The sequence below is a fragment of the Mesorhizobium qingshengii genome, from assembly GCF_027563465.1.
GTDB lineage: Bacteria > Pseudomonadota > Alphaproteobacteria > Rhizobiales > Rhizobiaceae > Mesorhizobium > Mesorhizobium qingshengii_A.
The window spans coordinates 25,936-39,716 of sequence record NZ_JAPFQA010000021.1 but is presented as its reverse complement, the minus strand read 5'-3'; the positions used below and the strand labels follow the sequence as shown (position 1 = coordinate 39,716).

At 62.3% G+C, this 13,781-nt stretch carries 12 protein-coding genes; 9 read left to right on the top strand and 3 right to left on the bottom strand.

Translation table 11 applies throughout. The annotated features are described in order from the left end of the window. Window positions 1-90 precede the first annotated feature (90 nt). The 4 genes from OOJ09_RS28200 to OOJ09_RS28185 are packed head-to-tail and all read left to right on the top strand — an operon-like array spanning window position 91 to window position 4,481. Window positions 91-1,170 carry a toxic anion resistance protein gene (locus OOJ09_RS28200; protein ID WP_269908341.1) on the top strand — a complete coding sequence of 360 codons (1,080 nt, stop codon included), beginning with the start codon at window positions 91-93 and terminating at the stop codon, window positions 1,168-1,170. Window positions 1,171-1,181: 11 nt separating this feature from the next. Beyond that, window positions 1,182-2,753: a vWA domain-containing protein gene (locus OOJ09_RS28195; protein WP_420107564.1), complete on the top strand. Its 1,572-nt coding sequence runs from the start codon at window positions 1,182-1,184 to the stop codon at window positions 2,751-2,753. A gap of 1 nt (window position 2,754) precedes the next feature. Next, a complete protein-coding gene (locus OOJ09_RS28190) occupies window positions 2,755-3,372 on the top strand; it encodes a 5-bromo-4-chloroindolyl phosphate hydrolysis family protein (protein WP_269908340.1) in 618 nt (205 codons plus the stop codon). Then, window positions 3,372-4,481, top strand: coding sequence for a substrate-binding domain-containing protein (locus OOJ09_RS28185; protein ID WP_269908339.1), 1,110 nt, complete (start codon window positions 3,372-3,374; stop codon window positions 4,479-4,481). The genes OOJ09_RS28190 and OOJ09_RS28185 overlap by 1 nt, the downstream gene beginning before the upstream one ends. A 3-nt stretch (window positions 4,482-4,484) precedes the next feature. On the opposite strand, the gene sthA is transcribed toward OOJ09_RS28185, so the two are convergent. Beyond that, window positions 4,485-5,873, bottom strand: coding sequence for a Si-specific NAD(P)(+) transhydrogenase (gene sthA / locus OOJ09_RS28180; RefSeq protein ID WP_269908338.1), 1,389 nt, complete (start codon window positions 5,871-5,873; stop codon window positions 4,485-4,487). Between the two features lie 210 nt (window positions 5,874-6,083). Here sthA and OOJ09_RS28175 point away from each other — a divergent pair, with 210 nt between their 5' ends. From OOJ09_RS28175 to OOJ09_RS28165, 3 genes are all read left to right on the top strand, one after another. Continuing rightward, the gene (locus tag OOJ09_RS28175) at window positions 6,084-6,554 is read left to right on the top strand and encodes an RDD family protein (RefSeq protein ID WP_269908337.1); all 471 of its coding nucleotides are present in this window, start codon (window positions 6,084-6,086) and stop codon (window positions 6,552-6,554) included. A 138-nt stretch (window positions 6,555-6,692) separates the two neighbouring features. Next, window positions 6,693-7,457 (top strand): arginyltransferase, encoded by a 765-nt coding sequence (locus OOJ09_RS28170; protein WP_269908336.1) that lies wholly within the window; start codon window positions 6,693-6,695, stop codon window positions 7,455-7,457. Between the two features lie 117 nt (window positions 7,458-7,574). Beyond that, window positions 7,575-8,471 (top strand): DMT family transporter, encoded by an 897-nt coding sequence (locus OOJ09_RS28165; protein WP_269908335.1) that lies wholly within the window; start codon window positions 7,575-7,577, stop codon window positions 8,469-8,471. A 27-nt stretch (window positions 8,472-8,498) separates the two neighbouring features. Here OOJ09_RS28165 and OOJ09_RS28160 read toward each other — a convergent pair whose 3' ends face one another. Together OOJ09_RS28160 and parC are read right to left on the bottom strand one after the other, a co-directional pair. Then, on the bottom strand, window positions 8,499-9,713 hold the full coding sequence (locus OOJ09_RS28160) for an AI-2E family transporter (protein ID WP_269908334.1): 1,215 nt from the start codon (window positions 9,711-9,713) through the stop codon (window positions 8,499-8,501). 289 nt (window positions 9,714-10,002) lie between these two features. After that, window positions 10,003-12,255 (bottom strand): DNA topoisomerase IV subunit A, encoded by a 2,253-nt coding sequence (gene parC, locus OOJ09_RS28155; RefSeq protein ID WP_269908333.1) that lies wholly within the window; start codon window positions 12,253-12,255, stop codon window positions 10,003-10,005. Between the two features lie 90 nt (window positions 12,256-12,345). Between parC and OOJ09_RS28150 the strand changes: the two genes are divergently transcribed. Both OOJ09_RS28150 and OOJ09_RS28145 read left to right on the top strand, forming a co-directional pair. After that, on the top strand, window positions 12,346-12,480 hold the full coding sequence (locus OOJ09_RS28150; RefSeq protein WP_269908332.1) for a hypothetical protein: 135 nt from the start codon (window positions 12,346-12,348) through the stop codon (window positions 12,478-12,480). A gap of 102 nt (window positions 12,481-12,582) precedes the next feature. Continuing rightward, window positions 12,583-13,773 (top strand): hypothetical protein, encoded by a 1,191-nt coding sequence (locus OOJ09_RS28145; RefSeq protein WP_269908331.1) that lies wholly within the window; start codon window positions 12,583-12,585, stop codon window positions 13,771-13,773. Window positions 13,774-13,781: the final 8 nt, after the last annotated feature.

Genomic DNA, 13,781 nt, shown 5'->3' with positions numbered 1-13,781 from the left:
GTCCGGCAAGGCTCTCTCTTTATGCACAGCACTGACATATCCCTGTCACAGACAGCCTATGGAGATACTGTTCATTGAGGGGAGGTCTGCATGGCCGACAAGAACAGCATCACTCTGCTCGACGACACCTCGGCATTACCGACAATCGTTGCCAACCCATCCGACATAGCCAGGATCGAAAGCACGATTGACGTCAGGGATCGTGCCGGCATTTCGGTCTATGGTGACCGCGCCCAGCAGGCGGTCAGCGATTATGCCGACAAGATTCTGGGCCAGTTGCGCAATCGCGATCTCGGTGACACCGGCGATCTCCTGACCGACATCATCATGAAGGCCAAGAACCTTGATCCGGCCTCGCTGAAAGACCAAGGATTTCTCGGCAATCTGTTCACGTCGTTCAAGGCACGGCTGGAACGCTTCAAGGAAAAATACGAGGACGTCGCCGGGCAGATCGACCGCATCGGCCTCGAGCTCGACCGCCACAAGGACACGCTGCGGCGCGACATTGCCGTGCTCGATGACCTGCATGAGCAGACCAAGGATTCGATCCTCAAGCTCGATGCCTATGTGCAGGCAGGCAAGAAATTCGTCGAGGACTATCGCACCAACGAATTACCCAAGCTGAAGACCGCGGCGGATTCGGCCGGCGGCGATGTCGGCGGCACACTTGAAGCCCAGACCTACCAGGACGCGGTCCAGGCACTGGATCGTCTGGAGAAGCGCGTCTTCTATCTGGTGCAGGCACGCCAGCTCGGCATCCAGCAATTGCCGCAAATCCGCATCGTCCAGTCTGGCGACGAGACGCTGATCGAGAACCTGCAGGCGACCTCGGCCCTCACCGTGCCGGCCTGGAAGCAGAAGATGGTCATCCTGCTTGGGTTGACCAACCAGAAATCGGCGCTCGAACTGCAAAAGACGGTGACGGACGCCACCAACGAGATGATCCGCCAGACCTCCAAGATGATGAAGGATCAGGCGATCTCGATCGAGGAGCAGGCGCAGCGCGGCATCGTCGATGTCGAGACGTTGGCACAGGCAAACCGCGACCTGATCGACACGGTGCAAGGCGTGCTCAAGGTCCAGCAAGAGGGCCGCCAGAAGCGGGCCGACGCCGAAAAGCAGATGGACCAGATGACGATCGATCTAAAGAAAGCGCTGACCCAAGCCTGATCGGAACAGCCATGCCGAAGACGCTGACGTCCGTTCTGCTCATGGCCTTCGCGATGCTGCTGGCGGCCTGCAATTCGAGCAACGTCAAATTCTCCATCGTGTCGGGCTCGGAAAACACGGTGCTGCAGCCGATCGTTCAGGAATTCTGCGACAAGCAGGGCGCGACCTGCACCTTCGCCTACGAGGGCTCGCTCGATATCGGCCTTGGCCTGCAACGGCCTGCCGGCCTTGAGCAAGACGCGGTCTGGCCGGCCTCGAGTGTGTGGGTCGACCTGTTCGATTCCGGCCGCAAGGTGCGCAACCTGACCTCGATCGCGCAGATGCCGGTCATTCTGGGCGTGCGCAAATCCAAGGCCGTCGAGCTTGGCTGGGTCGGCAGGCCAGTCTTCATGAAGGACATTCTGGCCGCGGTGAAGGACGGCAAGCTCAAATTCCTGATGACCTCGGCGACGCAGTCCAATTCGGGCGCCAGCGCCTATCTCGCGATGCTGTCCAGCGCGCTTGGCGGCAAGGAAGTGATCGAGCCCGGCGATCTCGACAATGCGAACGTGCGTGAAACGGTGAGCGCGCTTCTGCAAGGCGTCGAGCGTTCGTCCGGCTCGTCGGGCTGGCTGGCCGATCTCTATGTCGACAGCGCCAGCAAGGGCACCGTCTACGACGCGATGTGGAACTACGAGGCGACGCTGAAGGAGACCGACGACAAACTGAAGCAGATGGGCAAGGAGCCGCTCTATGCCGTCTATCCGGCCGACGGCGTCGCGGTCGGCGACTCGCCACTCGGCTTCATCGACCATGGCCGCGGCCCGGAGGTCGAAAAATTCTTCACCGACCTGCTCGCCTATCTGCAGACGGACGCTGTGCGCAAGCGCATCGCCGACACCGGCAGGCGGCTGCCGCTTGGCGGCTCGGCGATCCAGGCCGCGGCTGAACCTGACTGGAATTTCGATCCGGGCAAGCTGGTGACGTCGATTCGCATGCCGGAGCCGGCGGTGATCCGCAAGGCGCTCGACCTCTATCAGGAGGCCTTGCGCAAGCCTTCGCTGACAGCATTGTGTTTCGACTTCTCCGGCTCCATGGAAGATCAGGGCGAGAAACAGCTGCAGGCTGCGGCGCAATTCCTGTTCACGCCGGAAAAGGCCAGCGAGGTGCTGGTGCAATGGACGCCCTCCGACCGCATCTTCGTGCTGCCGTTCGACAGTGTCGTGCGCGCCAATTTCGAAGCAACCGGCGATGCGGCCGGGCAAGCCCAACTGCTCGCGGCGGTCGCGGGGCAACATGCCGGTGGCGGCACCGACATGTATGCCTGTGCCCAGCAGGCGCTACAGCAGATCACGGCGACGCCGGGTCTGTTGAAATATCTGCCAGCGATCATCATCATGACCGACGGCCGCACCGACGGCAGCGCCGACCAGTTTCTTCAGCAATGGCGCAGCGCGCCGCTGCGCGTGCCGGTGTTCGGCATCACGTTCGGCGACGCCGACAAGAGCCAGCTCGACAGCCTTGCAAAGGCGACTTCGGCGCGCGTATTCGATGGCAGCGGCGACCTGGCGGGCGCTTTCCGCGCCGCCCGCGGCTACAACTGAGATGCGTGGCTTGTTCGGCAACGACTGGAACTGGATCGTGGCGGGCCTCGTCTCGGCGGCGGTGCTGATCGGGCTGAGTTTTCTCACGCATTTTCCGTTCCTGGTGTCTGCGATCATCGCCGTGCTGGTCTTTGCCGGGCTGGTGTTCGTGCTGGCACCGCGCCAGCTGTTCGAAGGCCTCGACCTCAGCTCGATCGGCGGCAGCCGCGTAGCCTTTGCCCGCGAATTGCTGGCGCAAGCCCAGCCGGCGGCAGACCGCCTTGCCGCAACCGCCCGCACCATTTCCGACAAGGACATGGCGGCGAAGGTGAAGAACCTGTCCGACATCGCCGCCGATGTGATCTCCAGGGTCGAAGCCAAACCCGAAAGCGCGCCCGCCGTACGGCGGTTCCTCACCTACTATGTGCCGCAGGCCGCCGAGGTGTCGGAAGGCTACGCGGTGTTGGCGAACCGTCGCGCACCCAGTCAGGCGCGGCTGGCCAATATCGGCGCGGTGATCATCAAGCTGCAGGATGCCTTCATGCACTATGCCGACAGCCTGGCCGACAGTGAACTCGGCACGCTCGACGTTGATCTGCGACTCATTCAGGAGTCACTCAAAGAGGATATCGGTCGCTGATGGCCATTTCGCGCCGCGCTTTCGGACTGGGTCTGCTGGGTGCCGCTGCTGCCGGCACAGGCGGCTATCTGACGCTTAAGGACCGCCCCGAATTCCGCGGCTATCTCGGCAACAAGGCGCATCTGTTCGGCTTTGTCGGCGGCGAAAAGCAGGCATTCCTGGCCGATCCGGATGTCGTTCATGCTCTGGGTGGCTACGGGTTGGAGCTGGACGCTCGTGTCGCCGGCTCCGTCGAGATGGTGCGGGAGGCAGCACTTCTGTCGCAAAAGCCGCAGTTCCTATGGCCTTCATCGTCGATCATGGTCGACCTCGCACGCAAGAGCGGCGTGCCGATCCGCAACGACCAGGTGGTACTCAACTCGCCGATCGTCGTCTACACCTGGGGGCCGGTGGTCGAAGGCCTGAAGAAGAGCGGACTGGTTACTGTCGCCGCCAAGGGCGGCTACAATCAGCTCGACCTGAAGGCATTGCTCGATGCCATTCTTGCAGGCAAGACCTGGTCGGATCTCGGCATTGATGAACTCTACGGCCGGGCCCGCATCGTCTCCACCGACCCCAACCGCTCCAATTCCGGCTTCATGTTCGCAGGGCTGGTGCTGAGCCTGATGAGCGGCGACGTGGCGACGCAGGAACTGCTCGCCCAACATGGCGACCAGGCCAAGGCGATCTTCCGCAGCATGGGTCTGAAGTCGTCATCCTCAGGAAAACTGTTCGACCAGTACATCGCCGGTGGCCTCGGCGCCGAGCCAATGGTGATCGGCTACGAAAACCAGTTGGTCGAATGGGCGCTCGCCGATCCGGCACGCTGGCAAAGGGTGCAGGGTGGCGTGGGCGCGAAGCCTGAAATTCTCTACCCCAGACCGACTGTCTACTCGGCGCATCCGCTGATCGTCATCGATCCGGCTGTCGACAGGCTGCTGGAGGCGCTGACCAGTCCGAAACTGCAGGAACTCGCCTGGTCGAAGCACGGTTTTCGCGGGCCGCTCGGTACTGTCGCCGGCGGCACCGATGCCGCGATTGCCGGCGTGCGGCCGGCGGAAATCGAAGCGGTGCTGCCGATGCCTTCCGCCGACGTTATGCTGGCGCTGCTCGCCCAGATGGAAGGGTAGAGCCTACCCTCGCCCCATCCGGTTCCAGGCGTCGAGCCCGGCGATCTTGTAGGCTTCGGCAAGCGTCGGATAGTTGAAGGTGTTGTTGACGAAGAAATCGACGGTGCCGCCGAGATTGATCACAGCCTGGCCAATGTGAATGAGCTCGGTGGCGCCCTCGCCGACAATATGCGCGCCAAGCAGCCGGCGCGTCTCGATCGAGAACAACAGCTTCAGGAAGCCGGTGTTGACGCCCATGATGTGGCCGCGCGAGGTCTCGCGGAAGCGCGCCACGCCGACCTCGTAGGCGGCCCCACTCTCGCGCACCTGTTCCTCGGACTGGCCGACTGTCGATATCTCCGGTACCGCATAGATGCCGTAGGGAAAGGTTTCCGGTGGCGGCGGCAGGGGTACGCCGAAGGCGTGGCAGGCCGCCACCCTGCCTTGCTCCATCGAGGTGGAGGCGAGGCTCGGAAAGCCGATGACATCGCCGGCGGCGTAGATGTTTGCCACGCTGGTCTGGAAAGTCTGCTGATCGACCTTGATACGCCCCCTCGGGTCGGCGTCGATGCCAACAATATCCAGCCCCAGGCTGCCGACATTGCCGGTGCGACCGGCGGCGTAGAGCACGACCTCAGAGCGGATGGTGCGGCCATCAGCCAGTTCCACTTCGGCCGCGTCCGGCTTGGACCGGATCTCCTTCACCGCGCTGCCCAGGCGGATCGTCATGCCGCGATCGCGCATCTGGTGGATGAAATCGTCAACGATCTCACGGTCGACGAAATCAAGGATCGAGTTGCGCGGCTCGACCAGCGTCACCGGCACATCGAGCGCTGAAAAGATCGTTGCGTATTCGACGCCGATGACGCCGCCGCCGATCACGGTCAGGGTTCGCGGCAGGCGGTCAAGCTCCAGCATCTCGTCGCTGTCGAAGACGCGGGTCTTGTCGAAAGGCACGTCGCGCGGCCGGTGCGGCCTTGTGCCGACCGCGATCAGGGCATGGGCGAAACCGACCTCGCTGTAGTCGCCAGTGTCGGTGGTCAGGCTGACCTTGTTGGGGCCAAGAAATTTCACATCCGCGCGCGTGCTCCTGACCGTGTTGCGCATGAACTGGTGCTGCAGCACCTCGACCTCGTGATCGAGCGTCTTGTGCAAGCGTTCGATCAGGTCGCCGACCGAGATGTCCTGCTTGACCCGATAGCCTCGGCCATAAAAGCCGCGCTCGCGCCAGCCCGAGAGGTTGAGCACCGTTTCGCGCAGGGTTTTCGATGGGATGGTGCCGGTATGCACCGATACGCCGCCGAGACGCCGGCCCCGGTCGACCACCAGCACCGATTTGCCGAGCTTGGCCGACTGTACCGCAGCGCGGCGCCCGGAGGGGCCGCTGCCGATGACCAGCATGTCGTAGTCCATGGTGCCCCGTCCCTCTGCCCCTGTGCGCTTTGTTGCGCCGCAGCAAGCTAATGCTATCCGCAAAGCAAATTCAACCGATTCACATTGCATCTCGTGCCGTTCGTGCCTTGCTCGCCGTGAACAGCCCGATCTTGATTCCGCCGCGGGCCTTCACCATTTCAATGCCGATCGGCCCACACCCTATGTCGGGCCTTATTACGAGGAAATGACATGAACGCGCGCGTTCTCGACGGAGAAATCATCATCACCAGGCTTGACGACGTGCGGGCCTATGACGGAGTGCGCACGCGGCGCATCCTGGCCTTCGTGATCGACTATGTCATTGTCGCACTGCTCACCATCCCGTTCGCCATATTGGTATTTTTCCTCGGGCTGCTGACCCTCGGCCTTGGCTGGATGCTGTTTGGCGTCCTGGTGCCGGCCGTTGCCATCCTCTACATCTGGAACACGCTGGGCAGCGCCGACCAGGCCACGACGGGCATGAAGATGATGGGCATCCGCCTCGACCGGCTCGACGGCAGGTCGATCGACGGTCTCACCGCCGTTGTTCATTCGGTGCTGTTCTGGGCCGGCAACGTCATCCTGTCGCCGCTGGTCCTGCTGGTGACCTTGTTCGCCGATCGCAAGCGCACGCTGCACGATCTGCTGCTTGGCACGGTGGTCAGCCGCACCGACCGCTGACGGCATTTTCGGGAGCGCTGCAGGCCCTGTCGGCGCAAATGTGAAGCGTCGTCTCAACCACGCCCTCACAATCCTGTTGAATTTTTCGCCGTCAGCGCCAAAGGTAGAGCGATTCGAAGGAGTGTATCCAAAGGCTCGATGACGCAGCATCCGACCCAGTCGCCGCAGTTCTTCCTGACCGCGCCGTCGCCGTGCCCCTATCTCGACGGCCAGTTCGAGCGCAAAGTGTTCACGCATCTGGTCGGTGACAAGGCGTCGGAGATGAATGACCTGCTTACGCAAGGCGGCTTCCGGCGCTCGCAGAACATCGCCTACAGGCCGGCGTGCGAGACCTGCCGCGCCTGTGTGTCCGTGCGTATCCTGGCCCAGGAATTCGTCATCAGCCGCAGCATGAGACGCGTGCTGCAGCACAATTCCGACCTCGTCGGCGTCATGCACGGTGCCGAACCCTCCACCGAACAATATTCCCTGTTCCGCAGCTACCTTGATGCCCGTCACCGTCGTGGCGGCATGTCCGACATGACGGTGCTCGACTACGCCATGATGGTGGAGGACACTCATGTCGACACCAAGGTGATCGAGTACCGGCGGCGCGGACCCGACACCTTTATCACCGGCAAGGGACAGGGCGAGCTGATCGCGGTGGCGCTTACCGACAAGATGGCCGACGGCCTGTCGATGGTCTATTCCTACTTCAATCCCGATTTCGATGAGCGCTCGCTCGGCACGTTCATGATCCTCGACCATATCGCTCGCGCCCGGGCGATGGGCCTGCCCCATGTCTACCTTGGCTACTGGGTCAACGGCTCGCGCAAGATGAATTATAAGATGCGCTTCATGCCGCAGGAGCATCTCGGTCCAAAAGGCTGGGAGCGCTACACCAACGAAGCGGTCGCACGCTGAGTTTTTCCACGATCCACGCTTAAACTGTTTCAAGGCAGGGATGCTGGTCCTTCAGCCGGTTGGCCGGAGAGTGCGCCATTGCGCGGGTCACCTGCATTTCATTGCGAAAGTTGCCGCATGTCCTCCCACAACGATCACCAGAAGGGCCTCTTGATAACCGCCATTGGCGGACTGACACTGACCTTGGACATTCCGCTGATCCGTCTCGCCGACGGCGGCGCATGGACGATCCTGTTGTTGCGCACCGGCACCACCTTCGTCGCGGCCATGATAATCTGGTCGATCTGGCGCGCGCTCAGCCGGAACGCCCCACAACTCATCCCCGGCTGGTCCGGCCTCGTCGTGGCGATTTGCTACGGGCTGACCTCAATCACCTTCGTCACCGGCGTCTATCACACCTCGACCGCCGACCTGGTGTTCATCCTGGCTTTCAACACCGTGTTCGCGGCATTGCTGTCCTGGATATTCCTGAAGGAGAGGCCGAGGCTGGTGACGCTCGCCGCGATGCTGATCATGATCCTCGGCGTGCTGGTCATTGTCGGCGGTTCGGTCGGCACCGGGCATCTGTTCGGCGATTTCATGGCGCTGTGCTCGGCTTTCTTCATCGCCGTAGCCATCACCATCTCGCGCGCCAGCGGCAAGGACATGGGATTCACGGCCCTGGTCGGCGTCCTTCTGCCACTCGCGCTGGCGGCATTCATGGTCACTGGCGAAGGCATCCAGGTGAACGCGCCGTGGTGGATCATCTTCAACGGCGCCGTCGTCATGCCGATCTCGTTCTTCTGTCTCGCCAACGGGCCAAGGTACATTTCAGGGCCGGAAGTGGCGATGTTCTATCTGCTCGAAACCGTGCTGGCGCCGGTGTGGGTCTGGATGATCTTTGCCGAAACACCGACCCGCAACAGCCTGATCGGCGGCGCGATCCTGATCATCACGCTGGTCGCGCATTCGCTTTGGCAGCTGCACGAGGGACGCAAGCGCCGTACCGACCTCGCGGTGCATCATCCCGCCTAGCAAAATGGCGCAAGCCGGCTTTCGGGATCAGGCGCTGGCCTTCTTCACCGCGACAGGCTCGGGCAGAACCTCTATCCGAGGAACAGCCTCGATTTCCGCCACCGAATCGGGGACCACTTCATCGGCCAGTTCCACCTCGCGCAGCCATTCGCGCCAGATCGCAACCAGCAGGGCCATCAGCACGGGGCCGATGAACAGGCCCAGAAAACCCATGGTCTTGACGCCACCGATAAGGCCGAAAAAAGTGGGCAGGAAGGGCAGTTTTATCGGGCCGCCGACGAGCTTCGGGCGCAATGTCTTGTCGACGATGAACAGCTCGACCGCGCCCCACAAAAACAGCGCCAGCCCGGCCATCGGCGAACCGCTGGCAGCGAGGTAGATCGAGACCAGGGTGAAGGACAGTGGCGCGCCGCCGGGGATAAGCGCCATGACACCTGTCAGGGCTCCGAGCGTTACCGGCGACGGCACGCCGGCCAGCCAGTAGGCGACGCCCAGCACCAGCCCCTCGCCGATGGCGATGACGGTCATGCCGGTCACGGTCGAAGAGATCGTCGCCGGCACGACGCGCGAAATCCGCTCCCATCTCGTCGGCAGGATGCGTTCGCCAAGACGATCGACCTGGCCAGCAAAGTGCTCGCCGTCACGATAGGCGAAGAACAGCGCGATCATCATGAACAACAACGTCAACAGCAGGCCGAAAGCACTGCCGCCGGCAGCCAGCACGCCGCGGTAGATGCTGCCGATATTGGCGCCGCTGACCAGCTGGATCAGTTCACCAATGCCGCCGGGATGGCCAAAATTGGCCGTCCACTGCTCGTTCAGCCAGTCGCCCACGACAGGCAGCGTGGCGATCCAGTGCGGCGTCACGGCACCGTGCCGGTTGGTTTCGATCGCCCAGCCGACCCATTCGCGCACCTCGTTGATGGCGTAGGTGCCGGCAAGCGCGATCGGAACCACCAGGAAGGCAAGGATGAACAGGATGGCAAAGGTCGCGGCGATGGTGCGGTTGCCGCCGACACCGGCCAGCAGCCGCCGATAAAGCGGCCAGCTGGCGAAAGCGATGACAAGCGCCGCCAGCACGGGAAACAGGAAACCGTGAAAGAAGTAGACGCCGGCGGCGACGATCAGCACCAGCAGCCAGCGCGCCGCCGACAGCGGCGGGATGACGGCGGACCTCAACGGCGTCGACAGGCCAAACAGGCGCTGCTGACGTTCCGGCTTCTGGATTTTTGCTTCCTTCAAACGCCTGCCTTTCCCAAACACCCCTCCCATTTATGCACTGATCCCACTTATGCACCGATATAGTGCAGCAATCGTGACGATAGTCCAAATGGTGCTGGTGAAGCTGCTGCACTCCCCCTCGAGGGAGAAGATGGATCGGCGTGAAGCGCCGAGACGGATGAGGGTGCTGGAAGAAATGCGACGTTGGCTGTCATGCCACCGATTCGCCGGGGGCGCCAAGCTGGAACGCCCCTCATCCGACCGGGCTCGCTCGGCCACCTTCTCCCGCAGCGGGAGAAGGAAGAGGCGCCTACCCAAACTTCCCCGTCCTGGGGAACCCTTTTGGCACCATGCGTCCGGCCGAAGCACGAGCGCCGATCCATTCGGCCAGTTCCTCGCGCGACCTGGTGAAGGTGCGGTCGGCCGAATCCTGCCAGGTGAGGCCGGTGTCCAGTGTGAATGGCTTGAGGTCGAGAAGGCCGCCGTCCTTGTATTTCTGCAGGCGCACGCCCTTGCCGCGCCCCATCTCCGGAATCTCGGAAAGCGCGAACACCAGCATCTTGCGGTTCTCACCGACGATGGCCAGATGATCGCCCGCGACCGGCACGCAGCGCTGCGCTTCATCGGGCGCCTTGACGTTCATCACCTGCTTGCCCTTGCGGGTGTTGGCGACCACCTCTTCCTCCGGCACGATGAAGCCATTGGCGTCGTGCGATGCCAGCAAGAGCTTGCGCTTCGGATCATGAACGAAAGCGGTGACGATGTCCTGATCATTGTCCATGTCGACGATGATGCGGATCGGCTCGCCGTGACCACGCCCGCCCGGCAGCCGGTCGGCGCCGATGGTGTAGAACTTGCCGCCGGTGGTGAAGACGAGCACCTTGTCGGTGGTCTGGGCATGGAAAGCTAGCTTGAGGCTGTCGCCTTCCTTGAAGGTCAGAGTCGAGAGATCGGCCAGATGCCCCTTCATGGCCCTCAGCCAACCCTTTTCCGAGACGACAACGGTGACCGGCTCGCGCTCGATCATGGCGTGCGCAATGTCGGTCAGATCGTGCTCGGGCGCATCGGCGAACTGGGTGCGGCGCTTGCCGAGCTCGGTCTCCGGGCCGAACTTGTCGCGGATGTTGGTGACTTCCCACTTGATCGTCGACCATTGCTTGGCATCGGATGCCAGCAGTGCCTCGATCTGCTTCTTCTCGGCGCTCAAGCCGTCGAATTCCTTGCGGATCTCGAATTCTTCCAGCTTGCGCAGAGCGCGCAGCCGCATGTTGAGGATTGCTTCGGCCTGGGTGTCGGTGAGCGACCAGCGGGCCATCATCACCTGCTTGGGCTCATCCTCCTCGCGGATGATCCTGATCACCTCGTCGATGTTGAGGTAGGCGATCAGGTAGCCGGCAAGGATCTCCAGCCGCTTTTCGATCTCGCCGAGGCGATGTTTCGAGCGGCGGATCAAAACATCGCGGCGGTGCTCGAGCCATTCCTGCAGCACGCCCTTCAGCGACAAGACGTTGGGCACCTTGCCCCGCGACAGGACATTCATGTTGAGCGGGAAACGGCTTTCAAGCTCGGTAAGCTTGAACAGCGATTCCATCAGGATGCCGGGGTCGACAGAACGGCTCTTCGGCACCAGCACGACGCGGATGTCCTCGGCGCTCTCGTCCCTGATATCCTCGAGCAACGGCAATTTGCGCGCCATCAACAGTTCGGCGATCTTCTCGATCAGCCGCGCCTTCTGTACGCCATAGGGAATTTCGGTGACGACGATGCTCCAAGTGCCCCTGCCCTGGTCCTCCTGGCTCCATTTCGACCGGACACGAAAGCCGCCGCGCCCGGTCTCATAGGCTTCGAGGATAGAGGCGCGGCTGTCGACGATGATGCCGCCGGTCGGAAAATCCGGGCCCTGGACGAAGTCCATCAGCTTCGCCACCGGTGCATCGCGATGCTCGATCAGGTGAAGTGCCGCATCGCAAAGCTCGGCCGCGTTGTGCGGTGGGATCGATGTCGCCATGCCGACAGCGATGCCGGACGAGCCGTTGGCCAGGAGGTTCGGAAAGGCGCCGGGCAAGACCACCGGCTCCTCATCCTCTTCATTGTAGGTCGGCCGATAGTCGACGGCGTCCTCGGTGATGCCGGACAACAGCTCGGTCGCCACATCGGTCATGCGCGCTTCGGTGTAGCGCATGGCGGCGGCGTTATCGCCGTCGATGTTGCCGAAATTGCCTTGCCCGTCGACCAGCGGGTAGCGCATCGAGAAATCCTGCGCCAGCCGCACCAGGGCGTCATAGATCGACTGGTCGCCATGCGGGTGGAACTTGCCCATCACTTCGCCGACGATGCGGGCGCATTTGGCAAAGCCCTGGTCGGGATTGAGGCGCAGCAGGCGCATGGCATGCATGATGCGGCGATGGACCGGCTTTAGTCCGTCGCGCACGTCGGGCAGCGCCCGGTGCATGATGGTCGACAGCGCATAGGCAAGATAGCGCTCTTCCAGCGCCTTCTTCAGATCGACCGGTTCGATATGATCGCCGCCGCCATCTTGAGGCGGCAAAAGCCTTTTTCCCATGGGCTGGGACTAGCCGAGCGGGTGATTCGCGGCAAGAGGCAGGCAGATGTCCCGCCCCCTCTGCAACATCAAACCGTGCCTTGGAGGATATTGGCCAACATCAACCCGTTACATGCGGTCTCTATGGCCAAGCGCAGCGACATCCGGCAACCGGATATTCATGACAAATTCACCGGTTTGCGCAAAGACGGTGGGATCGGGTTTGCCTTTCGCCGTGATTTTTGACCATTGTGCCGGGACACGCCTTTTTCCCGTCCAGTTCGTCACGGAATGGTGATGGCGCAAAGAATTGAAAAACAATTTCAGGATACTCTCAGGGAACTCGCGATGACAATCAAACGCTCGACTCTCCAGAAACTAGCTTTTTCGACCTTTTTGCTCACGCTGCCGCTGAACGCGGCCCTCGCACAGGATACCGCGGTCGCCGACCGGCTGAAGGCAGCGCTTGCCGCCCAGGGTGTCGACGTCTCCTGGACCGGCGTAACCGGTGACAACACCAGCATGGTGCTGCAGGGCGTTTCCGTCAAACCGGCGGCCGAAAAGGAAGCCCTTGTCATCGGCGACGTCAAACTGGAAGGCGTCACCGCGGCAAACGGTGGCTATGACATCGCAACTGTCTCGACGTCGGCGTTCGAGCACAGCAAGGATGGCGTCACCCTCAATCTCAGCCCCTTCGTCATCCATGACATGACGGTTCCGGCCGAGGGCGCCACCGGCCCGCTGGGTTCGCTGATGATGTACAAGTCTGCCGAACTCTCAAACATGACGGTCAAGGTCGCCGACAAGACCGCCTTCTCGATGGACGGGCTCGCCATCGAGATCACACCGCCGGCGGACGGCAAGGCGATGGAATTCACCGGCACGACGGAAAAATTCAACGCCGACCTGACGCTGGTCGACGACCCCAAATCCAAGGAAGTCATCGACGCGCTCGGCTACCAGAACATCGCGGGCAATTTCGAGATGGCCGGCACCTGGCAGCCGGCTGACGGCAAGATGGAACTGTCGAAATACGACATTTCCGTCGAGAACGCCGGCACGCTCGGCATGACCTTCGATCTCGGCGGCTATACGATGGACTTCATCAAGTCGCTGCAGGAGATGCAGAAGAAGATGGCGGCGCAGCCCGAAGGCGCCGACAATTCGACGCAAGGCATGGCCATGCTCGGCCTGTTGCAGCAGCTTTCGTTCAACAGCGCCTCGATCCGCTTCGACGACGATTCCCTGACCAACAAGGTGCTGGAATATGTCGGCAAGCAGCAGGGCATGTCCGGCAAGGACATTGCCAACCAGGCCAAGGCGATCGTGCCGTTCGGCATGGCGCAGCTCAACAACCCGGAGCTGACGGCGCAAGTGACGGCCGCTGTCAGCAAATATCTCGACGATCCGAAGAGCCTCGAAGTTTCGGCCGAGCCGCCGGCATCTGTGCCGTTCGCGCTGATCATGGCGGGCGCCATGTCCAACCCGCTCGACCTGCCGAAGACGCTCGGCGTCACCGTCAAGGCCAACGAAGACTGATCGAAGCG